This window comes from Martelella sp. AD-3 (assembly GCF_001578105.1).
GTDB lineage: Bacteria > Pseudomonadota > Alphaproteobacteria > Rhizobiales > Rhizobiaceae > Martelella.
Map to the genome: position 1 here is coordinate 602,144 of NZ_CP014275.1, position 21,168 is coordinate 623,311.

General features: G+C 61.0%; 18 protein-coding genes and 1 tRNA gene. 10 read left to right on the forward strand and 9 right to left on the reverse strand.

The genetic code is table 11. The features are described from left to right. Nucleotides 1-38 precede the first annotated feature (38 nt). A tRNA-Ala gene (locus tag AZF01_RS02730) sits at nucleotides 39-114 on the forward strand. Nucleotides 115-1,055: 941 nt separating this feature from the next. Here the strand turns inward: AZF01_RS02730 and AZF01_RS02735 are convergent. Further along, on the reverse strand, nucleotides 1,056-2,252 hold the full coding sequence (locus AZF01_RS02735) for an IS256 family transposase (protein ID WP_061449609.1): 1,197 nt from the start codon (nucleotides 2,250-2,252) through the stop codon (nucleotides 1,056-1,058). Nucleotides 2,253-2,626: 374 nt separating this feature from the next. Continuing rightward, on the reverse strand, nucleotides 2,627-4,342 hold the full coding sequence (locus AZF01_RS02740) for a CHASE domain-containing protein (protein ID WP_081725908.1): 1,716 nt from the start codon (nucleotides 4,340-4,342) through the stop codon (nucleotides 2,627-2,629). Nucleotides 4,343-4,663: 321 nt separating this feature from the next. On the opposite strand from AZF01_RS02740, the gene AZF01_RS02745 reads away from it, so the two are divergent. After that, entirely contained in the window at nucleotides 4,664-4,864 is a 201-nt protein-coding gene (locus tag AZF01_RS02745) for a CsbD family protein (protein ID WP_024710219.1), read from the forward strand. 140 nt (nucleotides 4,865-5,004) lie between these two features. On the opposite strand, the gene AZF01_RS23380 is transcribed toward AZF01_RS02745, so the two are convergent. After that, complete coding sequence (locus tag AZF01_RS23380; protein ID WP_024710220.1) at nucleotides 5,005-5,169, reverse strand: DUF1328 domain-containing protein; 165 nt, start codon at nucleotides 5,167-5,169, stop codon at nucleotides 5,005-5,007. A 249-nt stretch (nucleotides 5,170-5,418) separates the two neighbouring features. Between AZF01_RS23380 and AZF01_RS02750 the strand changes: the two genes are divergently transcribed. The 5 genes from AZF01_RS02750 to AZF01_RS02770 all read left to right on the forward strand — a co-directional run bounded on the left by AZF01_RS02750 (nucleotide 5,419) and on the right by AZF01_RS02770 (nucleotide 10,915). Next, complete coding sequence (locus tag AZF01_RS02750) at nucleotides 5,419-7,287, forward strand: ABC transporter ATP-binding protein (RefSeq protein ID WP_024710221.1); 1,869 nt, start codon at nucleotides 5,419-5,421, stop codon at nucleotides 7,285-7,287. A 227-nt stretch (nucleotides 7,288-7,514) separates the two neighbouring features. Then, entirely contained in the window at nucleotides 7,515-8,093 is a 579-nt protein-coding gene (gene petA / locus AZF01_RS02755) for a ubiquinol-cytochrome c reductase iron-sulfur subunit (RefSeq protein WP_024710222.1), read from the forward strand. A 17-nt stretch (nucleotides 8,094-8,110) separates the two neighbouring features. After that, nucleotides 8,111-9,388, forward strand: a complete 1,278-nt coding sequence (locus tag AZF01_RS02760; protein ID WP_036238563.1) for a cytochrome b N-terminal domain-containing protein — start codon at nucleotides 8,111-8,113, stop codon at nucleotides 9,386-9,388. 23 nt (nucleotides 9,389-9,411) lie between these two features. Beyond that, entirely contained in the window at nucleotides 9,412-10,269 is an 858-nt protein-coding gene (locus AZF01_RS02765) for a cytochrome c1 (protein WP_024710224.1), read from the forward strand. 106 nt (nucleotides 10,270-10,375) lie between these two features. Beyond that, entirely contained in the window at nucleotides 10,376-10,915 is a 540-nt protein-coding gene (locus tag AZF01_RS02770) for an adenine phosphoribosyltransferase (protein WP_024710225.1), read from the forward strand. An 18-nt stretch (nucleotides 10,916-10,933) separates the two neighbouring features. Here AZF01_RS02770 and AZF01_RS02775 read toward each other — a convergent pair whose 3' ends face one another. Beyond that, on the reverse strand, nucleotides 10,934-11,425 hold the full coding sequence (locus AZF01_RS02775; protein ID WP_024710226.1) for a glutathione peroxidase: 492 nt from the start codon (nucleotides 11,423-11,425) through the stop codon (nucleotides 10,934-10,936). Between the two features lie 125 nt (nucleotides 11,426-11,550). After that, nucleotides 11,551-12,654 (reverse strand): redox-regulated ATPase YchF, encoded by a 1,104-nt coding sequence (ychF, locus tag AZF01_RS02780; RefSeq protein ID WP_024710227.1) that lies wholly within the window; start codon nucleotides 12,652-12,654, stop codon nucleotides 11,551-11,553. Between the two features lie 237 nt (nucleotides 12,655-12,891). On the opposite strand from ychF, the gene clpS reads away from it, so the two are divergent. Then, a complete protein-coding gene (clpS, locus tag AZF01_RS02785; protein ID WP_024710228.1) occupies nucleotides 12,892-13,203 on the forward strand; it encodes an ATP-dependent Clp protease adapter ClpS in 312 nt (103 codons plus the stop codon). Nucleotides 13,204-13,221: 18 nt separating this feature from the next. Here the strand turns inward: clpS and pth are convergent, their stop codons facing one another. From pth to AZF01_RS02800, 3 genes are all read right to left on the reverse strand, one after another. Next, entirely contained in the window at nucleotides 13,222-13,929 is a 708-nt protein-coding gene (gene pth / locus AZF01_RS02790) for an aminoacyl-tRNA hydrolase (RefSeq protein ID WP_024710229.1), read from the reverse strand. 75 nt (nucleotides 13,930-14,004) lie between these two features. Beyond that, complete coding sequence (locus AZF01_RS02795) at nucleotides 14,005-16,275, reverse strand: bifunctional diguanylate cyclase/phosphodiesterase (protein WP_061449610.1); 2,271 nt, start codon at nucleotides 16,273-16,275, stop codon at nucleotides 14,005-14,007. A gap of 268 nt (nucleotides 16,276-16,543) precedes the next feature. After that, nucleotides 16,544-17,185, reverse strand: coding sequence for a 50S ribosomal protein L25/general stress protein Ctc (locus tag AZF01_RS02800; RefSeq protein ID WP_024709315.1), 642 nt, complete (start codon nucleotides 17,183-17,185; stop codon nucleotides 16,544-16,546). 279 nt (nucleotides 17,186-17,464) lie between these two features. Between AZF01_RS02800 and AZF01_RS02805 the strand changes: the two genes are divergently transcribed. Beyond that, on the forward strand, nucleotides 17,465-19,543 hold the full coding sequence (locus AZF01_RS02805; protein WP_024709316.1) for a bifunctional diguanylate cyclase/phosphodiesterase: 2,079 nt from the start codon (nucleotides 17,465-17,467) through the stop codon (nucleotides 19,541-19,543). Nucleotides 19,544-19,662: 119 nt separating this feature from the next. Then, nucleotides 19,663-20,046: a hypothetical protein gene (locus AZF01_RS02810; RefSeq protein ID WP_152534595.1), complete on the forward strand. Its 384-nt coding sequence runs from the start codon at nucleotides 19,663-19,665 to the stop codon at nucleotides 20,044-20,046. Nucleotides 20,047-20,153: 107 nt separating this feature from the next. On the opposite strand, the gene AZF01_RS02815 is transcribed toward AZF01_RS02810, so the two are convergent. Next, the gene (locus AZF01_RS02815; RefSeq protein ID WP_024709318.1) at nucleotides 20,154-21,086 is read right to left on the reverse strand and encodes a ribose-phosphate pyrophosphokinase; all 933 of its coding nucleotides are present in this window, start codon (nucleotides 21,084-21,086) and stop codon (nucleotides 20,154-20,156) included. Nucleotides 21,087-21,168: the final 82 nt, after the last annotated feature.

Sequence of the window (21,168 nt, forward strand, 5' to 3'; positions counted from 1 at the left end):
ACAACGTCGCTTCGAACCGCTCAGGCGGTTTGGAGAATGGGGCTATAGCTCAGCTGGGAGAGCGCCTGCATGGCATGCAGGAGGTCAGCGGTTCGATCCCGCTTAGCTCCACCAATTTCCTGTTCTTGTAAAATGTCACATAGATTGACCTTTTTGTGCAGGCTTTGACCCTTTCGGTCACTTGGCTTGAACTTTTGCGCGTATAGAGTCTAGGCTCGTGCTTTTTGCCTTCTTTTCTGAAAGCGAGTAAGCCCGATCATCCAGCTTTATAGATCGGCGCTATTTGGGTCCGCAACAAGCTCTCCAAAAGCAGATGGGTCGGCGGAAACCAATCAAGGTAAGGCTTGCTTTTAGATGACTGGTGAGAGGTCCCATTTAGGTCCCAAGCATCTCGGACTGCGGGACAGAGCTGCAGCGAACCGGCCGAATGTCAGTCAAAACCTGCTCAACGAACTTGTTGAGAAGGAGGTTTTGCATAGATGCCTAACCCCAGACAAGTGCGTCAAATCCGCCGACCAAATCCTCGCCGCAATCAAGCGTTTCTGTCAGAAAACAATGAACCGAACTTCAGAATCACGTGATTAGAGAAGACAGTCCAAGAGACGGAAGATGATGGAATTCGCGAAATGGCAAAAACGCCATTGGAATGATTGCTCATGGCTTCCAAGCGGAACTTGCTGGTAGCGACTATTCAGAATGGGTGGGTGCGCACAAAATAGTGTACTTCAAGGTCAGGACTGGACTTCAAGGTAGTCGGCCGTCAAGCGGCCTGAAACGATGATTCCATATGTCTTCTCGGGCAACTTTCCGTTTCGCAAGTTGTCCCCAGAGCGTTCCCAGGAATAGAAAGGTCCGGTCCTGATCTTGGCGCGGCCACGGTTCGCCCAGATCTTAGCTTCAGCCTTCGCGCGTGATCTCACTTTCTGGCTAGATGACGATAGAGCAAGCGCGTTCAGCATCTCGCCTATTATTTCGCCGGTTGCCGAAAAAGATCGTGTCCCATGACGTGGTGTAGCTTAGACGACCACGGCTCATCCCAGAGGGGCGGATGAGTGTCAGCTTGCTGCTGGCAGGCTGATGAGCGGATCATCGCTCATCGTGGCGATTGTCTCAAGTGTCATGTAGCGGGACCTCTGGACGGCCCATTCGTCGTTTTGCTCCAGAAGCAAGGCACCGACCAGTCTGACGATGGCGTCGTCGTTGGGGAAGATGCCAACGACTTCAGTGCGTCGCTTGATCTCGCCGTTGAGACGCTCGATCGGATTTGTCGAATGAAGCTTTGCCCAGTGCTGCCTGGGAAAGGTCATGTAGGCGAGCACGTCCTGTTCGGCGTTGTCCATGAGCGTGGCGAGTTTCGGCACCTTCGGCCTGATCTGGTCAGCGACATTGCGCCACTGGGTGCTCGCCGCCTCCGGCGTGTCCTGTGCAAACGCGGTGGCGATGAAGGCGGAGACGACGCGCCGCCCGCTCTTTCCGGCATGAGCCAATGCGTTTCTCATGAAGTGGACCCTGCAGCGCTGCCAGGTGGCGCAAAGCACCTTCGACACAGCGGCCTTGATCCCCTCATGGGCATCGGAGACGACGAGCTTGACGCCCCGCAGCCCGCGCCTGGTCAGGTTGCGAAGGAACTCCGTCCAGACCGGCTCGGCTTCTGATGTTCCGATCTCCATGCCGAGCACTTCGCGCCGGCCGTCGGTGTTCACGCCCACCGCGATGATGACGGCGACAGAGACGATGCGCCCGCCGCGTCGGACCTTGAGATAGGTGGCATCGATCCAGAGGTATGGCCATTCGCCTTCGATGGGCCTGTCAAGAAAGGCCTTCACCTTGTCGTCGATCTCCTCGCAGAGCCGAGAGACCTGGCTCTTGGAGATGCCAGACATGCCCATGGCCTTCACCAGATCGTCGACGGATCGGGTGGAGACGCCCTGGATATAGGCTTCCTGGATCACCGCCGTCAGCGCCTTTTCCGCCATCCGGCGCGGTTCGAGGAAGCTCGGGAAATAGCTGCCGGTGCGAAGCTTCGGAATGCGCAGCTCGACGGTTCCTGCACGCGTTTCCCAATCTCGGTCGCGATAGCCGTTGCGCTGGGCAAGGCGAAAGCCATTCTTCTCGCCGTAACCCGCGCCGGTCTTCGCCCCGACTTCCAGCGCCATCAACTTCTCGGCGGCAAAGCCGATCATCTCACGGAGCAAATCGGCGTCGGCGCTCTTCTCAACGAGTGAGCGCAGGTTCATCATGTCGTTGGTCATCGGTGGTGTCCTTCAGGTTGGTCATAAGCAACCAGACCCTACCGGAAATCACCGATGGCTATGAAATCCAGCTACACCACGTCATGGGACACGATCAGCAGGCGTCTCAATCTGCATCGTTCATGACGACGGCAAGATTGTTGTCGAGCGGAAGGTCGCGCCGGGGGCCGCGCCGGGCAGGTTTCCGCAGCCCGGTCGCCGCCGGCTGATTGAAGACCCAGGGCAAAGCAGGCAAAGCAGGCAATGGTCGAGAGGCCTGCTGCAAAGCCTATCCGGATCGTTCGCCAATTGCTTCTCACGCGCTTTTGCGGACCGGCGGCGCGCTGGCTTCTCCTGCCCTGCGTTTCGGCAGTTTTCAAGGAAAGCGCTATGCGCTAGCGGTCGGCAGATTTTCTCGCACGGCGGCGGCGCCAGCGCGGGCGGCGCTCGCCGGTCTCCGCCGGGTTGGGAAAGGCGATTTCGACGGTAAGCCCATCCTCGCGATAGTGCCGCTCGATCGTACCCTGCAGTTCGCCGATGATGTTGGCATCGATCAATCGGGTGCCGAAACCCTTGCGCTCGGGCTTGGCAACGCGCGCGCCGCCTTCCTGCCAGAGGAGCCTCAGCTTGCGCGCCGCGCCGGTTCCTTCATAGGTCCAGGTGACGTTCAGGTTGCCGCCGTCATTCGCCATTCCGCCATATTTGAGCGCGTTTGTCGCCAGTTCGTGGAAGGTCAGGCTGAAGGCCTGTGTGGCCTTCTCGTCAAGCTCGGCAGCCGGGCCGGAAACCTCGTAATGGGCATCCGCGTCGCCGAAGACCTGCTCGAGTTCCTTTGAGAGGAGCTCCCTGAGGTCGGCCCTCTGCCAGCGCGAGCGGGTGAGCACATCCTGCGCCGTGGACATGGCCTGAAGCCGTGCGGCGTAGGATTCCATGAACTGGTCGAGGCTTTCTGCATGATAGGCAGTCTGGCGGGCAATGGCGAGCATGCGGGCGATCGAGTTCTTGATCCGGTGCTTCATCTCCTGAAGCATCAGCTCCCGTTCCTGCAGCGATTTCTGGGTGACCCGCTGGACTTCCCGCGCCGCAGCCAGCGCCTTGATCTGCCATTGGGCGGCGAGGGCAAGCGCCACTGCCAGCAGCAGGGCGACGGAACCGACGACAAAGGGCGTGATGTCGAACTCGGCCTTCTCGAAGGCGGCGCTCGGCGCCATTTCCAGCACCCAGGTCCGCCCGGCGATATCGACTTCGCGTGTGACCTCGAGATCGCTGCGCTCCAGGGCGGCGACGAAGGTCGATGACCTGAACAGCGGGGTTCCGGGCGCCTCCTTGTCGTAGGCCTCGATCGCGACCGGCACGGTCGGGCCGTCGTCCATCACCGCCTGGTAGAGATCGCCGGCGCGGAACGGCGCGTAGATGAAGCCCGAGAGCGGCAGGTTGCCGTCGGCGGAGTTCGGCCCCTCATCCATCTTGAAGGGCAGGTAGAGCAGGAAGCCCGCCTGCTTCCGCGCGGTGATCTCCTGGACAAGCTCGACCGGGCCGCTGGCGCGCGGCGTGTCCGTGGCAAAAGAATCTGCCATCGCCTCCCGTCGCACCGGTTCGCTGTACATGTCGAAGCCGATCGCCGCACGGTTGCGCTCGTCTTCCGGCTCGAGCAGGACGATGGCGGCACGGTAATCCTGATCGGTCTCCGGCCAGATCGCGATGTCATCGCTGTAAAAACGCGCGATCATGTCCTCGGCCTTGGCCTCGTTGCCGGCGTAGACCATGCGGGCAAACCCGATGCCCTGGATGCCGTCATAGCGGCCTTCTGTATCAAGGCCCTCGACATAGGTCCGGAAAGCCTCCCGGTCGACCATCCCGTCGGTCGCCTCGAAAAAGGCCTTAGTCGCCTCCAGGAGCGACATGTGCTGGTAGAAGCGTGAGACGATGCGGTCGACGGCATCGCCGGCGACCATCTCGAACTTGGCGCGCCGTTCGACCTCGGAGGCCCGGTAGATCGAAAACGACATGCCAAGGCCGATCGCGGCAACGACGACGAACACCAGTGCCGGCAAAAGCCGGTTCGGCGAAGGAAACCCGACCGCTCCAACTCTATCGAAAATCTTTCGCATGCTTTTTCGCGGCTGACCTAGATTGCAGGTTTGAACGCCGTTCCCGTTCCATTTCGCCCTGTCGGCGAAAATGTCTCTTTTTCAATGATGTTTCGCCGATAAAACGCTCTGTTGGCAAACGTCCGGCCAAGGTGGCGGGTAAGCGCCTGCCGAAATAAAAAACGAAGCGCTTTGATTTACATCCCCTGTTTTTCAGATGTTGTCAATCAACCTGCCGCCGCCTTCAAAGGTCCGCCTAAACCTCCCGTCGTCACGGAACCGCAGCGATCCGTCGCGCGTTTACCCAACCGAACGACAAAGCAAGCTGAAAGGAGCAGGCTTATGAACTGGGATCGTATCGAAGGCAACTGGAAGCAGTTTACGGGTGAGGCACAGGCCCAGTGGGGCAAGCTGACCAATGACGACCTGGACGTCGTCGCGGGCAATCGCGAAAAGCTCGTCGGCAAGATTCAGGAGCGTTACGGCAAGGAACGTGACGAGGCCGAACGCGACGTCGACACCTGGATGTCGCGCATGAACTGATCGCGAAAGCGACGGACCAAACGAAGGCAGTGGCGGAGACGCCGCTGCCTTTTTCGTATCTGCTTTCGAATAAGGCGACGACAAACGAAAAGCGGGCCTTCCGGAGAAGGCCCGCTTCGAAGTCCGCTCGCGAGGGGGCCTCACCGGCTGCGCGCGAAGTTGACGATCACCGCAACGGCGAAGAACAGGAGGAAGAGGAAGAAAAGAATCTGGGCGATACCCGCGGATGCGCCGGCGATACCGCCGAAGCCGAGTGCGGCGGCAACAAGGGCAATGACCAGAAAGACAGCGGCATAGTAAAGCATGATACTCTCCTTTGTTTCATGCAGGAAAAACGCCTTCTCGCTGCCTCAGTTCCCCCCGAAGCGCAAAAAGGCGGTCGCCGCCGCCCGAAACTGCCGGCAGCTTCCGGCTTTGGCAGGAGGTTTTGATTCACGGGAACACGGGGACGAAACCCGCGCCGAACAGACGGCTCTCCGCCGGGATGGAGAGCCTCTCTCTTTTGATCGAACGATCATTGGCGCGCCTGCCGAATCCCTGTATCTCTTGCCGTCATGATATTTCAGCGCATTGCAGCATTGTTCGAGCGGTGGATCGACCCGCTGGCCGACCGCGCGCCGGAGCAGCCGCCGGAGAAGCTGTTTGCTTTTCTCTGGTTCTTTCTGCGCCAGGCGAAATGGCCGTTCTTTGCCATGCTCGTCGTCGGCGGCGGCGTTGCGGTCATGGAATCGGCTTCCTTCTGGTTCATGGGCGTGCTGATCGACATACTCGACGGCACGTCGCGCGAAGCCGGCTGGTCTGGACTGATGGCCGAACACGGCCCGGCGCTCATCGGTATGGCCTTTGCCATGGTTGTCGTCCGGGTGGGGCTTACCACGCTGCAGATGCTGATCGAGGAACAGACGATCGTTCCCGGCTTCAATAATCTTGTGCGCTGGCAGTCCTATCGCTATGTCGCACGTCAGTCGCTCGACTTTTTCCAGAATGATTTTGCCGGCCGGATCGTGACCAAGGTGACGGCGGCCGGCCAGTCGATCGGCGATCTGATGTCGTCGCTTCTGCAGGTCGTCTGGTTCATGGCGATCTACGCGATATCGACCATGGCGCTGGTGGCCGCGCTTGATTGGCGGCTGGCGGCGTTGATCGCGCTGTGGATCGCGATCTTCGCGGTGCTGGCGCGCTTCTTCGTGCCGCGCATCCGGGAGAATGCCCGTGAACTGGCCGAAGCCAATTCGATGATGTCCGGCCGGATGGTCGATTCCTTTTCCAATATCCTGACGCTCAAGCTCTTCGGCAGCGACGAAGGCAATGACGTCTATATGCGCGGCGGCTTCGAACGCCTGATCGCGCGCGTTCAGGTCTTTACGCGGCTGATCACCGGAGTGAGAGCCTCTCTCAGCCTGTTGTCGGGCGTGATGATCACCGCCATCGCGGCGCTTTCGGTGCATTTGTGGTTCTCGAGCGACATATCCTCGGGCGACGTCGCCTTCACGCTCGGCCTGTCGCTTCGATTGTCCATGCTGCTCGGGCGGTTGATGATGCAGCTGAACGGCATCATGCGCGCCATCGGCACGATCCAGAACTCGGCCGAGCTGATTTCGCAGCCGATCGGCCTTGTTGACAAGCCGGATGCCGTGCCGCTCGTCATGCGCAGCCCAGAAATCCGCTTTGATCATGTCAGCTTCGGCTATGACGGCGGCAAGGGCGTGATCCGCGATCTTGTCCTTGACATTCGGGCGGGCGAAAAGGTCGGCATCGTCGGCCGGTCCGGCGCGGGCAAGTCCACGCTCGTCAACCTTCTGCTCCGTTTCTATGACGTTGACAGCGGGCGGATCCTGATCGACGGGCAGGATGTCGCCGAGGTTACCCAGGAGAGCCTGCGCGCGCAGATCGGCATGGTGACCCAGGATACCGGCCTTCTTCATCGCCCGATCCGCGACAATATCCGTTTCGGCAATGAAAACGCCGATGATGACATGCTCTGGGAGGCCGTCGAGCGGGCGGAAGCCGACGGCTTTATCGCCGATCTTGCCGATTTGCGCGGACGCCGGGGCCTTGATGCCTATGTCGGCGAACGCGGGGTGAAATTGTCCGGCGGCCAGCGCCAGCGCATCGCGATTTCGCGGGTGATGCTGAAGGACGCGCCGATCCTTGTCCTCGACGAGGCGACATCGGCCCTTGATTCGGAGGTGGAGGCCGCCATCCAGGCCAATCTGATGAAGCTGATGGAGGGCAAGACGGTGCTCGCCATCGCCCATCGCCTGTCGACGATCGCCGCGCTTGACCGGCTGATCGTTATGGACAAGGGCCGGATCGTGGAGCAGGGCACGCACGAGGCGCTGATCGAAAGGGGCGGCCTCTATGCGTCGCTGTGGGCCCGCCAGTCCGGGGGTTTTCTGCCGGAGCTTGCCGAGGAGGAATAGGGCCGGGTCGGTTTCGGCGCGCCGGCAAGGAGGGCGCATTTTCCGGTCGGTTCCGCCTGGTGCCTTTCCGATAACCATTGCCTGTGATTGAAATCGGTCAAACACTGGACATCCTGAATAATCATGCATAAAACTTGGCGATCATATGAACGTTGCCCAGGCGCTTTCGTTACGGCGAAGGAGGGACGTCACCGCAGGCAACGGCATCAGCTGATGGAGGGATAGCGGTGCAAGACGAGACTGTTTCGACGGATCATTCCGGCGAACCGACCCGGCGCGATTTTTTGTATCTGACAACCGGCGTGGCTGCTGCCGTGGGCGCGGCCGCCGTTGCCTGGCCGTTCATCGACCAGATGCGGCCGGATGCCTCGACGCTGGCCCTTTCGACCGTCGAAGTGGACGTATCCAGTCTCGAGCCTGGAATGTCGTTGACGGTTAAATGGCGCGGCAAGCCGGTTTTCATCCGCAACCGCACGGAACGCGAGATCGAGGAGGCGAAGGAGGTGCCGCTCTCCGAGCTCAAGGACCCGGAGGCGCGCAACGAGAACCTTCCGGCAGGATCGCCGGCGACCGATGTCGACCGTTCCGCCGGAGAGGCCAAGGAGAACTGGATCGTTATGATCGGGTCCTGCACCCATCTCGGCTGTATTCCGCTTGGCCAGGCCGGCGATTTCGGCGGGTGGTTCTGTCCCTGTCATGGCTCGCACTACGACACGGCGGGCCGGATCCGCAAAGGCCCCGCGCCGCAGAACCTTGCCATACCGCTATACGAATTTACGTCCGACACTGTGATCAGGATCGGTTGAGGGGGAGAGACTGAATCATGAGTGGACACTCGAGCTATGTGCCCAAGAACGGCATGGCGAAATGGATGGATGCGCGCCTGCCGCTGCCCCGCATGCTGTATGACAGCTTCGTTTCCTATCCCGTGCCGCGCAATCTGAACTACGCTTATACATTCGGCGCCATGCTGTCGGTCATGCTGCTGGTGCAGATCGCGACCGGCGTCGTCCTGGCCATGCACTACACGTCATCGACTTCCGCCGCCTTCCTGTCGGTCGAGAAGATCATGCGCGACGTGAACTACGGCTGGATGCTGCGCTACATGCATGCAAACGGCGCGTCATTCTTCTTCATCGCGGTTTATCTGCATATCGCCCGCGGCCTCTATTATGGCTCCTACAAGGCGCCGCGCGAGATCCTGTGGATGCTCGGCGTGGTGATCTACCTGCTGATGATGGCGACCGGCTTCATGGGCTACGTCCTGCCATGGGGGCAGATGTCGTTCTGGGGCGCGACCGTGATCACCGGCTTCTTCACCGCCTTTCCGTTGATCGGCGACTGGATACAGCAGCTTCTGCTGGGCGGCTTTGCCGTCGGCGAACCGACGCTTCAGCGCTTTTTCGCGCTCCATTACCTGCTGCCCTTCATGATCGCCGGCGTCGTCGTGCTGCATATCTGGGCGCTGCATGTAACCGGCCAGACCAACCCGACGGGCGTCGAGGTCAAGCAGAAGAGCGATACCGTGCCGTTCACGCCCTATGCGACGCTGAAGGACGCGTTCGGCGTGACGATCTTCCTCATCGCCTATGTCTGGTTCATTTTCTACATGCCGAACTATCTCGGCCATCCGGACAATTACATCCCGGCCGACTCGATGAAGACGCCGTCCCATATCGTGCCGGAATGGTATTACCTGCCCTTCTACGCGATGCTCCGGGCGATCACCTTCGATGTCGGCCCGATCGACTCGAAGCTCGGCGGCGTGCTGGTGATGTTCGGTTCGATCATCATCCTGTTCTTCCTGCCCTGGCTCGATACGTCAAAGGTTCGCTCTGCCGCCTACCGGCCGTGGTTCAAGCTGTTCTTCTGGCTGTTCGTTGCCAATGCGATCATGCTTGGCTGGCTCGGTTCGCAACCGGCGGAAGGCGTGTTCGTGGTCATGTCGCAGCTTGGAACGCTGTTCTATTTCGCGTTTTTCCTGGTGCTGATGCCGGTGCTCGGCCTGATCGAGAAACCGACCCGGATACCGAATTCGATTACCGAAGCGGTCCTCGAAAAGGAGGCCGCGCGCAAGAAGCCGGCCGAGAGCAAGACGTGATGCGTGGCGAGAGGGGAAGAAACATGAAAAAGCTTATCGCCACGGTTCTGTTCTCGGCGCTTCTTTCGCCCTTCTGTCTCACCACGGCTCTCGCCGCGGAAGACGGGGAGGAAGGCGGCACGCCGCATTATCCGCTGGAACATCCGGAGCAGATGGACTGGAGCTTCGCCGGTCCGTTCGGCACCTATGACCGCGGCCAGCTGCAGCGCGGGTTGAAGGTCTACAAGGACGTCTGCTCGGCCTGCCACTCGCTCGACCTGGTGGCCTTCCGCACGCTCTCCGATCTCGGCTATTCCGAAGAGCAGGTGAAGGCCTTTGCCGCCGAATACGAGATCGAGGCCGGACCCGACAATGACGGCAACATGTACATGCGGCCGGGCATTCCCTCGGACTATTTCCCGGCGCCGTTCGAAAATCCCGAGCAGGCGGCGGCCTCCAACAACGGCGCCGCGCCGCCGGACCTGTCGCTGATGGCGAAAGCCCGCGGCATAACGCGGGGTTTCCCGACTTTCGTCTTCGACATCTTCACCCAGTATCAGGAGGGCGGACCGGACTACATCCACGCGCTTCTGACCGGTTATGAGGAGCCGCCGGAAGGCGCGGAAATTCCGGCCGGCACCTATTACAATCCCTATTTCGCCAACGCCGCCGCGCTTGCCATGGCGCCGCCGCTTTCAGACGGGATCGTTTCCTATGATGACGGCGCGCCGGAGACGGTGGATCAGTACTCGCGGGACATCGCGGCCTTCCTGATGTGGACGGCGGAGCCGAAGCTTGAGGAGCGCAAGCAGACGGGGCTCGTGGTCATGGTGTTCCTGGTGATCATGGCGGTTCTGGTGTTCCTCACGAAAAAATCGGTCTATGCCCGCAAGCACGATTGATTTTTCGTGTCGGGACGTGAACAAGGAAAGGCGGCCGCGGCCGCCTTTTTGATGGGCGGCCCGAGCGCCGCGCCTGGAAGAAAGACCAATTGAAGGACGTCAGAAGATGAGTGCCAATCCTGAATTGCTCAAAGCCATTCGCTCGATTCCGGATTATCCGAAGCCCGGCATCATCTTTCGCGACATCACCACGCTTCTCGGCGATGCGCGCGCCTTTCGCCGCGCCGTCGATGAACTGGTGCAGCCCTATGTCGGCATGAAGATCGACAAGATCGCCGGGATCGAGGCGCGGGGCTTCATTCTGGGCGGAGCCCTCGCGCACCAGCTTTCGGCCGGTTTCGTGCCGATCCGCAAGAAGGGAAAGCTGCCCGACAAGACCGTCTCCATGACCTATTCGCTGGAATATGGCGAGGACGAGATGGAGATGCATGTCGACGCCGTCAAACCCGGCGAAAAGGTCATCCTGGTCGACGATCTGATTGCGACCGGCGGCACGGCCGAAGGCGCGGTCAAGCTCTTGCGCCAGATCGGCGCCGAGATCGTTTCGGCCTGTTTCATCATTGATCTCAAGGACCTGCCCGGCCGCAGAAAGCTTGAGGATATGGGCGTCGAGGTTCGCTCGCTGGTGCAGTACGAAGGCCACTGAGGCCTTCGCGGCAGGACCTTACGCCCTGGCAGCGGCCAGCGCGTCGTTGATGTCGTCCTGGATGTCCTCGGGCTTGACCGTCGGGGCGTAACGCTTGATCGGCTCGCCATCGCGGCCGATCAGGAATTTCGTGAAATTCCACTTGATGATGCCGGATCCGAGAAGGCCCGGACGTTCCTTCTTCAGATATTTGAACAGGGGATGGGCATCGTCGCCGTTGACATCGACCTTTGCGAACATCGGAAAGTCGATATCGAACTGCGTCTTGCAGAAATAGTCGATCTCGTCTTCATCCCCCGGTTCCTGTCCGCCGAACTGGTTGCAGGGAAAGCCGAGCACGGAAAAGGCCTGTTCGCGATATTTCCGGTAAAGATCCTCCAGCCCTTCATATTGCGGCGTGAAGCCGCATTGGCTCGCGGTGTTGACGATCAGGAGCACATGGCCCTTGTAGTCGGAAAGGTCGACGGTCGTGCCGTCGATGCTCTTGGCTGAAAAATCGTAGATGGTCATGTGCTGTTCGCCCGGCTGTTGCTATCGTTGAAGATAGGTGGGGCAGGGGCGCGCGCTCTTCAAGCGAAAAAGAAAGGCCGGTTCGCGAGCGACCGACCTTCCCGATGGACCTGATGTCTTTTCGCCTACGTATTGAACCGGAAGTGGATGACGTCGCCGTCCTGGACGACATACTCCTTGCCTTCGTCGCGGGCCTTGCCGGCTTCCTTGGCGCCGGTCTCGCCCTTGAAGGCGATGAAATCGTCATAGGCGATGGTGAAGGCGCGGATGAAGCCGCGTTCGAAGTCGGTGTGGATCACGCCTGCCGCCGCAGGCGCCTTGGTGCCGCGGCGGATGGTCCAGGCGCGCGTCTCCTTCGGGCCGACGGTGAAATAGGTGATCAGGTCCAGAAGCTCGTAGCCCGCCCGGATCAGCCGGTCGAGGCCTGCTTCCTCAAGGCCCATTTCGGAGAGGAACATCTCCGCTTCCTCGGCATCGAGCTGGGCGACTTCCGCCTCGATGGCCGCGGAGATGATGACCGTTCCGGCGGACTGTTCGGCAGCCATGGCAGCGACCTTCTCGGTCTCGGCATTGCCCTTGGCCGCGTCGCCCTCGGCGACATTGCAGACATAGAGCACCGGCTTCGAGGTCAGAAGGTTCAGCCCCTTGAGGATCTTGATGTCTTCCGCATCGAGCTCGTTCAGCAGCGAGCGCACCGGCTTGCCGTCCTGAAGCAGTTTCAGCGAGGCTTCCATGACCGGCAGCAGGGTCTGCGCCTCCTTGTCCTTGCCCGTGGCGCGCTTGCGGGTCTGGTCGACGCGGCGCTCCAGGCTCTCAAGGTCGGCTAGCATCAGCTCTGTCTCGATCGTATCGGCATCAGCCACCGGGTCGATTCGCCCCTCGACATGGGTGATGTCGTCATCCTCGAAGCAGCGCAGCACATGGACCACGGCGTCAACCTCGCGGATATTGGCGAGAAACTGGTTGCCGAGGCCCTCGCCCTTGGAGGCGCCGCGCACGAGGCCTGCGATATCCACGAAGGAAATGCGTGTCGGAATGATTTCCTTCGAGCCGGCAATCTTCGCGAGTTCCGCCATGCGCAGGTCGGGCACGGCGACCTCGCCGGTATTGGGCTCGATCGTGCAGAAGGGATAATTGGCGGCCTGAGCTGCGGCGGTCTTGGTCAGCGCGTTGAAGAGGGTCGACTTGCCGACATTGGGCAGGCCGACAATTCCGCATTTGAAGCCCATGGGGATATCCTGCTTAAAAATTCGTTTCCTGGCCCGTGGCTATGGGCGATGAAGGCGGCAGAGGTCAAGGCCTCATCGCCGAGCAGGCGCTTTTCTCGCGGCCGGACTTGCGAAAAACGGGTCGAGGGCGCAAGATAGCGCTATTGTGGTTTGTCAGTTTCTGACGGTAAGCGTGCGCTCAGGCGCCGGCCGCACATTCTTCATATTCGAACGTTGGAAAGAAGGAACGGGTCGGCCATGAGCGACACGGGCTCCGATACGAAACGCAAGACTGCGACCAGGTTGAAGGTGGCCAAGCCCCGCCTCTACAAGGTCATTCTCGTCAATGACGACTTCACCCCGCGCGAATTCGTGCTGGTCATCCTCAAGGCGGTTTTCCGCATGAGCGAGGAACAGGGCTACAATGTGATGATGACGGCCCACCAGAAAGGCAAGTGCGTGGTCGCGGTCTACAGCCGTGATATTGCCGAGACCAAGGCCAAGGAAGCCATCGATCTGGCGAAGCAGGCCGGTTTTCCGCTGATGTTCATCACCGAGCCGGAGAACTGAGCCGCCCGGGCCCGTGCGTCAGTCCTTCTTTTGGCCGAACATTTTCTTCAGCATGTCGGCCATGGGGCCGCTCTCGGGCATTGTCTGCTGTCCGCGCTGGCGGGCCTTGTGGATATGCGATTGTGCCTTGGCGGGCTTGGGCGCGGGTTTTTCCGGCGCTGCTGCTCCGCCGGTCGCGATTCTGTTCATGAACAGCGAATCCTCGCCGCGCACCAGAAGATCGGCGTTTTTTGCAATGCCCTCCAGCAAGGGCTCCAGCCATTCGCTGTCCGCCTTGGCGAAATTGCCGAGCACGTGGCCATGCACGCGGGCCTTGTCGCCCGGGTGGCCGATGCCGAGACGCAGGCGCCGGTAATCCTTGCCGCAATGGGCGTCGATCGACTTGATGCCGTTATGTCCGCCGGAGCCGCCGCCGGTCTTGATCCTTGCCTTTCCGGGGATCAGGTCAAGCTCATCATAAATCACCAGCAGATCCGAGACGGAGAGCTTGTAGAAGCGCAGCGCTTCGCCCACGCTCTCGCCGGAAAGGTTCATGAAGGTTTGTGGCTTGATCAGCAGCACCTTCTCGCCGGCAAGGCTTCCTTCGGAAATCAACCCCTTGAACTTCGCGGACCAGGGCGAAAAGCCGTTCTTGTCGGCAATCGCATCGACGGCCATGAAGCCGATATTATGGCGGTTGCCGGCATATTGCCCGCCCGGATTGCCGAGACCCGCGATGATGAACATGATGCGCCGTCCTTTTCGAAAATCGGCCTTGTTCCACAGTGTTTGCGGGCCGATGTCAATATGCGCCCGGAAAGCTCAGACGTGCTTCAGCGCCTCTTCGAGCGGAAGCGGCGGTGCGAACAGGTAGCCCTGGCCATAGGCCACGCCGATGGCGCGCACCTGCTCGGCCTGCAGCGCGTCCTCCACCCCTTCGGCGACCATCGTGCAGTCCATGTTGCGGGCAATCGCGACGATGCCTTCGATCAGCCTGCGGCTGCGGGCGGCGAGGACGGCGTCGCTGTGGGTCAAACCCTTGGTGAAGGTCTGGTCGATCTTGATCGTATCGACGTGGAAGCGTGTGAGATAGGAGAGCGAGGAGTAGCCGGTTCCGAAGTCATCGAGCGCGATCCTGCAGCCCATCTCCTTCAGCATGCGCAGGCTGTCGGAAACCCGCCGGTTGTCTTCCATGAAAACAGCTTCGGTGATTTCGACGGTAAGACGGCCGGCGTCAATGCCGTGGGCTTCGAGCTCATCGGCCATGAAGGCGACTTTCTGAGGCGTCAACTGCACCGGCGACAGGTTGACGGCGATATGCAGCCGGTCGTCGCCGCGCGCGCGGCTGAGCGCGCCAAGACCCGAAAGGGACTTGGTGAACAATTGCCGGCCTGCGCGATCGATCCACTTCGTCTCTTCGGCGATGGCGATGAATTCGGCCGGTGGGATCAGGCCCTTCTCGGGGTGGTTGAGTCGCATCAGGGCCTCGAAGCCGATGATCTGGCCGCTTTTCAGGCAGGTGATTGGCTGAAAGTTCGGTTCAAACAGGTTTTCCTCTATACCGCGCAGAATGTCGGCTTCCGTCTCCCTTCGCCTCTTCCTGCTCGCAAGCATCTGCGGCTCGAAATTACGAATGCCGTTGCCGCCTTCCGCCTTGCGCGAGGTTGCCGCGATGGCCGCAAAACGGATGAGATCTTCGCTGTCGGCCGCATCGTCCGGACTAAAGGCGATACCGATGCTGACGGTAACGGAAATGGCCGCCGCTCCTATCTGGAATGGCTCGGCGGTGGCTGCATGAAGCGCCCGGGCGATCGAACCTGCCGTTGATGGCGCGTCCGCGCCGGCCACGGCGACCGCGAACTCGTCGCCGCCCAGCCTGGCCGAGAGGGATGCCGTTTGCAACGCGCGCGCGGCGCGCTTGACGTATGCGCGCAGAATCTCCTCGCCGGCGGCGTAGCCATGGTGATCATTGACCGCCTTGAACCGATCGAGGTCGACGATCAGGCAGGCGATCCGGTTTTCCGGCGCGGCACCGGCCACAAGGTCTGCTAGCATTTTCTCGAAGCCGACCCGGTTCACGAGGCCGGTCAGATAGTCTGAGAACTCCGCCGTGATCGGCTTGCCGCTCTTGCCCGTCAGCTCCGAGATGTCCTGGATTACCGAAAGCGTGTAGGCCTTTCCATCGGGCATGAAAACGGCGGTTGCCGAGAACCAGACGTCTGAAACGGAACCATCCGCCCGCCGGAACCGAAGCGTCCCCTTTTGCGGTCTCTGCTCCGTGCGCATGTCCGAAAGGCGTTTTCTGATCATTTCCCGGTCAGGATCGGCGAGAAATTCGGTGATCTTGACGCCGACGACGGCCTCGCGGCGATAACCGCTCTGCGTGAGCCACCCCTTGCTGACGTCTACGAGATGCCCCTCTTCGGAGACCAGGCTGGCCATGTGGGTCTCGCTGTCGAAAAGATGGCCGAAAGGAGCCGGGATGTCGTCTTGTCCGGCGCCGTCACGTCGCTGGGGCGAGCGGTTGTCGCCGCGTCCCCGGCCAGGCCCTTTTGCGTCCCGCAGGTGATTGCCGTGCGCGATGTCCCGTTTGAGCGCGCGCCGCAGACGCCAGATGCCCCACAGCAGGGTTCCGGCGGCCATCGCTGCCGCGAGCGATATCCACCAGAACCCGGCATGACTTGCCGTCCGGTCGGGGAAGTAGATCCGGATGCGGCCGATCTGCCTGGCGCCCCCGTCCGGACCGGCGACCAGCGGACGGGTAAGCGAGGCAAGGCCGGCGTCATTGCTCCCGTCCTGAAGCATCAGATCGAGCGTTCCGGTCTCGTTGCGGATCTCCAGTTTTTCGATTTCGGGCGCGTTCTTGATCGCAGCCGCAATTTTCTCGATTGTCGCGTAGTCTGCCGCGGCCAGAGACGCGGCGAGCCCCGGCGCGCTGATCTCTGCAAGCTGGGCAACATGGCGCGAGACCCGAACGTGATCCGTTTGAATAGTCCAGAGCGAATAGAGCGAGACCGTCAGCAGGGCCAGGCTGGCGAGGCAGGCTCCTGAGAGGGCGATCAGAAGGTCTTTCTGGAAGCGCAGTCTGATCATGTGCGTGTACGTGATCCCTTTTCCACGGTCAGTCTCGATACTGCGGACGAGTCTGACCGGGCCGCAAAAGAATGTAAGCATTGACTTCCATAAAACATGCCTTCTTTTTAGCGGGCCCGCAATAAGAAACACCTAACGACCCGGAACCGGCCAACGGACGATCGGCACAGAGTATCTCGCGCCGCCGCCATTCTGCCTGCCTTCGAAAACAGAAGAAGCCGCGGGCACGCCCGCGGCTTCGGCATCTGCAGACATGGGTCCCGGAGGTTTATTCTTCCGAGGCATCGCCCTCGTTTTCGGCTGCCTCGTCCGCCTCGGCGCCGTCCTGCTCGGACTTCAGGCCGGCCGGAGCGGCGATCGTTGCGATGGTGAAATCGCGGTCGGTGATGACCGGGGTCACCTTCGCAGGCAGGTCGACGGCGGAGATATGGATCGATTCGCCGACATTGACCGTCGCAAGGTCAACCGTGATGCTGTCGGGAATGGCGTTTGCCGGGCAGTGGAACTCGACCTCGTGACGGACGATGTTCAGAACGCCGCCCTTCTTGATGCCGGGGCAGGTTTCTTCATTGATGAAGTGAACCGGGACGGCAACCGTAACGGTGCTCTTTTCGGAGATCCGCAGGAAGTCGACATGCATGACGAAGTCGCGGACCGGATCGAGCTGGTAATCCTTCGGCAGGACCATGTACTTGTCCTTGCCGACTTCGATCGTGAAGGTCGTGGTCATGAAGCCACCGTCGAAGATGCGCTTGGTCACTTCCTTGCGGGAGACCGCGATCGAGACGGGGGCTTTCTTGTCGCCGTAGATGACGGCGGGCACCAGGCCGTTGCGGCGCAGTTCGCGGGAGGACCCCTTACCGACCCGTTCGCGCGCTTCGGCCGTGAGCAGAGAGCTGTTGTTGCTCATGGCATTTCCTTTCAGGTTGTCTGGAGCGTTGTGCCGGCAATCATTATCGCCGACAAAACGGAGGGCCAGGCCCTCATTCGCGCTGCCTCCAAGGGTGTCTGCGCGAACGGGGTGGCTATATAGGAGGCCCGGCGAAAAGGCAAGGCTGGAGCGCGCCGGGGCGGCGATTGAATGCAAGGTCCGCTTCAACCTTAGCTTTTTGCTGTTAAGGCGAAATCCAAAGGGCTAATAATAGACGTAGTGACGTTGTTTTAGGGGTTTGTTGCCCGAGGGGACCGTGTGGACGCACTCATCTCGTGCCTTGTTGTCGAGCATACGCGCCGCTCGCTTGCGGCCGCGCTGATCATCGCCTTTGTGGGATCCTATCTGGCGATAAGCCTCGTCGGGCGGGTCCGCTCCCTGCCGCTGGTCCATTCCTGGCTGTGGCTGCTTCTGGCCGGCATTGTCGGCGGCATGACCATCTGGTGCACGCATTTTGCCGCGATGCTCGGCTACAGGCTGGATCTGCCGCACGCCTACGATCCGGTACTGACCTTCCTGTCGCTCGGGGCGGCGATCGCCACCACCACGCTCGGCATGCTGATCGTCTGCAGCGGCGGCAAAACCCTGCTGGTCGAAGCGGGCGGCGCGGTCTTCGGCCTCGGCATCGCGCTGATGCATTTCATTGGCATGGCGGGTTTCGATGTCCCAGGACGATTCGTCTGGTCCGCGGACTATGTCGTGGCCTCGCTTGTCCTGGGAGCGGTCATCGGCGTGGTTTCCAGTTCCGCTGCGAACCGCATTCCCGGGCGCTGGAACCAGGCCCTGGCAACCGCACTCGTGGTGCTCGCGATCTTTGCCGTCCACATGGTAAGCCTCGCCGGGCTCACGGTCGTCCCCGACGGCACGATCCATTTTCAAGGCGATGGACTGCAACCGCAGACAATGACCTTCTTCGCCGCGCAGGCGGCTGGCATGGTGATCGTGCTCGGCCTCGGGCTGTTGATGCTCGATGCGAAGAATCGCAAGATCGTCTCCTCGCAACTGCACCGCGCCAGCGCGCACGATGCGCTCACCGGCCTGCCGAACCGGCGCGCGCTGATCGAGGAATTGCAGCGCATGCTGGAGGAAAGCCGGAGCGACACGTCGTTCGCCGTCGGATTTCTCGACATCAAGGGCTTCAAGGAGATCAATGTCGTGCACGGCAATGCCGCCGGCGACTTCATTCTGGGCATTATCGCGCAGAAGATCGTCGGCGTCCTGCCGGGCGATGCCTTCGTCGCGCGAGCAGGCAATGACGAGTTTGCGGTTCTCCTGCGCGGCTACCGGCATCGCCAGGACGTGCTGAAGGTCTGTCGCCGGGTGATGAGCGAGATCGCGCAGCCGCTTGAATGGCAGGGCAAGCGGATCGAGATCATTCTTCATGGCGGTTGCGCCCTTTTTCCGGGCGACGGTCGGATTGCAGATGAACTCGTGGCCAGGGTCGATGCCGCGCTGCAGCGGGCAAAGCGGGGCAAGGCCGGGACGCTGGCCTTCTACGACGAGGCGCTGGACCATGGAGAGCGGCAGATGAACGCGCTGGCGCTCGACATGCGCCGTGCGCTGGAGGACGGCGAGTTCCGGCTCTATTATCAGCAACAGCACCTGACGGACGATCGTTCGATTTTCGGTTTCGAGGTTCTGTTGCGCTGGTTCCACAAGGATCTCGGACTGATCCCGCCCGATGATTTCATTCCTCTTGCCGAAAGGACCGGCTTCATCGTTACGCTCGGGGAGTGGGTGCTGCGCGAGGCCTGTATGGATGCGGTGCACTGGAAACAGCCTTATCAGGTCGGGGTCAATGTCGCGCCCCAGCAGCTTGCGGATCTGCATTTTCCGGAAAAGGTGGGAGATATCCTGCGCGAGAGCGGGCTTCCGGCCGACCGGCTTGAGCTTGAATTCACCGAAAGCGGCATTGTCGAGAATGTCCACCGGGCCCATGAGACTTTCGCCCGGTTGCGGGCGCTCGGGGTCAAGATCGCCATGGATGATTTCGGAACCGGGTATTCGTCGCTGGCGACGCTGCAGCAGTTTCCCTTCCACAAGATCAAGGTCGATCGTTCCTTCGTGTCCGGCCTGCCGCATGACACTCTGTCGGCCGCAATCGTCCGCTCGACCGTCATCATCAGCGAAAGCCTCGGCCTACGCGTGCTCGCCGAAGGGGTGGAAACCGAAGAGCAACTGGAATTCCTGCGGCACGAAGGCTGTCCGCGCGCCCAAGGCTATTACTTCGGCAAGCCGAAACCACGCGCCGAGATCGAAACCATCGTCAATGACGACGGCGTCTTCGGCGCGCCTCAAAACGAAGCCGAACGCGCAACGGCGAAAAACACCATTTGACGGCGGCGAGCCCGAAAGCCTGCTCGGCCGCGGAGCCTGCGCCGGTTGGCAGGAGGTGAGGCTTTCCTTAAGACGTGCCCCGGCCTATGCTTGTTCCAACGGGATCGAAGGAGGGGGCAATGACGCTCGGCGTCAAGGATGCGCTGGATGCGTTTCAGGCGCAAAACAACGCTGTCGACAAGCTGTGGACCTATTTCTCGGCCGTCAGCTTGGCCGTGGCCGGCTATGTCATCTCCTACAGCAGCGGCGATGGGTTCAGCACGGCCCGCGTGATCGCCATTGCCGGCGCATACGCAATCTTCTGCATCAACAACAATATGGCGCTCGGCACCGGGCAGACTTTGCTTGTGAGCCTGGCCCAGGCTACCCGAAACAGCGGCACCGCCGGCGGCGTGCCTTTGGATATCAAGGTGTTGAGCTGCCGGGCCGTGCGCTGGGGACAGGGCCTGATGGCTTCAGCGGTGGTCATCGGCACCTTGGTCTTCGGCCACGTATTAGGCTAAAGTAATTCGCCAGCAGACGGGAACATCTGACGTCTGAGAAAATGCGTCACTACAAAGCGATAGAGCGGTTCCGCGCGTCCGCGAAAGGCGGAACCGCTCTGGATGAGCTAGTCGAAAAGGCTCGAGACGGAGGATTCGTGGCTCGTCCTGTTGATCGCCTCGCCGATCAGCGCGGCTGTTGAGATCACCCGGATATTGCTGGCGGCGACCATCTCCCCGCGCGGCTGGATCGAGTCGGTGATCACCAGTTCTTCGAGCTTGGAGGAACTGATGCGCTGGGTGGCGGACCCCGACAGGACGCCGTGGGTGATGTAGGCGGTTACCGAGAGCGCGCCGTTGTTCAGGAGCGCCTCGGCGGCGTTGCAGAGCGTGCCGCCGGAATCGACGATATCGTCGATCAGGATGCATTCCTTGCCCTCGACCTCGCCGATGATGTTCATGACCTCGGATTCGCCCGGTCGCTCGCGCCGCTTGTCGACGATGGCGAGAAGACAGTCGAGCCGCTTGGCGAGCGCGCGGGCCCGTACAACGCCGCCGACATCGGGCGAGACCACCATGACATTGTCGAGGTTGCGTCGCGCCTTGATGTCGCGCGCGAGGATCGGCAGTGCATAGAGGTTGTCGGTGGGAATGTCGAAAAAGCCCTGGATCTGGCCGGCATGAAGATCAAGCGTCATCACGCGGTTGGCCCCGGCCTGGGTGATCAGATTGGCCACCAGCTTGGCCGAGATCGGAGTGCGCGGGCCGGGTTTGCGATCCTGCCGTGCATAGCCGAAATAGGGAAGGACCGCCGTGATGCGGCGCGCCGAGGAGCGACGGAACGCGTCGATCATGATCAGCAGTTCCATCAGGTGGTCATTGGTCGGAAAAGAGGTCGACTGGACGACGAAGACGTCCTCGCCGCGCACGTTTTCCTGGATTTCCACGAAGATTTCCTGATCGGCGAACCGCCTGACGCTCGCCTTGCCCATCGGGACATTGAGATAGTTGCAGATCGCTTCGGCAAGCTGTCGATTGGAATTGCCCGCGAAAACCTTCATGTCATACCGCCCGTTGCGTCTTCCTGCCCGCTTTTTAACCGGCCTGCCGGTGATTGCAAGGCGGTTGTTACGGTCTTGTGAC

Excerpts from the sequence above, each read along its gene's own strand:
- AZF01_RS02735 (WP_061449609.1), bottom strand. The coding sequence starts at position 2,252 with ATGACCAACGACATGATGAACCTGCGCTCACTCGTTGAGAAGAGCGCC.
- AZF01_RS02740 (WP_081725908.1), bottom strand. The coding sequence starts at position 4,342 with ATGCGAAAGATTTTCGATAGAGTTGGAGCGGTCGGGTTTCCTTCGCCG.
- AZF01_RS02745 (WP_024710219.1), top strand. The coding sequence starts at position 4,664 with ATGAACTGGGATCGTATCGAAGGCAACTGGAAGCAGTTTACGGGTGAG.
- AZF01_RS23380 (WP_024710220.1), bottom strand. The coding sequence starts at position 5,169 with ATGCTTTACTATGCCGCTGTCTTTCTGGTCATTGCCCTTGTTGCCGCC.
- AZF01_RS02750 (WP_024710221.1), top strand. The coding sequence starts at position 5,419 with ATGATATTTCAGCGCATTGCAGCATTGTTCGAGCGGTGGATCGACCCG.
- AZF01_RS02760 (WP_036238563.1), top strand. The coding sequence starts at position 8,111 with ATGAGTGGACACTCGAGCTATGTGCCCAAGAACGGCATGGCGAAATGG.
- AZF01_RS02765 (WP_024710224.1), top strand. The coding sequence starts at position 9,412 with ATGAAAAAGCTTATCGCCACGGTTCTGTTCTCGGCGCTTCTTTCGCCC.
- AZF01_RS02770 (WP_024710225.1), top strand. The coding sequence starts at position 10,376 with ATGAGTGCCAATCCTGAATTGCTCAAAGCCATTCGCTCGATTCCGGAT.
- AZF01_RS02775 (WP_024710226.1), bottom strand. The coding sequence starts at position 11,425 with ATGACCATCTACGATTTTTCAGCCAAGAGCATCGACGGCACGACCGTC.
- ychF (WP_024710227.1), bottom strand. The coding sequence starts at position 12,654 with ATGGGCTTCAAATGCGGAATTGTCGGCCTGCCCAATGTCGGCAAGTCG.
- clpS (WP_024710228.1), top strand. The coding sequence starts at position 12,892 with ATGAGCGACACGGGCTCCGATACGAAACGCAAGACTGCGACCAGGTTG.
- pth (WP_024710229.1), bottom strand. The coding sequence starts at position 13,929 with ATGTTCATCATCGCGGGTCTCGGCAATCCGGGCGGGCAATATGCCGGC.
- AZF01_RS02795 (WP_061449610.1), bottom strand. The coding sequence starts at position 16,275 with ATGATCAGACTGCGCTTCCAGAAAGACCTTCTGATCGCCCTCTCAGGA.
- AZF01_RS02800 (WP_024709315.1), bottom strand. The coding sequence starts at position 17,185 with ATGAGCAACAACAGCTCTCTGCTCACGGCCGAAGCGCGCGAACGGGTC.
- AZF01_RS02810 (WP_152534595.1), top strand. The coding sequence starts at position 19,663 with ATGACGCTCGGCGTCAAGGATGCGCTGGATGCGTTTCAGGCGCAAAAC.
- AZF01_RS02815 (WP_024709318.1), bottom strand. The coding sequence starts at position 21,086 with ATGAAGGTTTTCGCGGGCAATTCCAATCGACAGCTTGCCGAAGCGATC.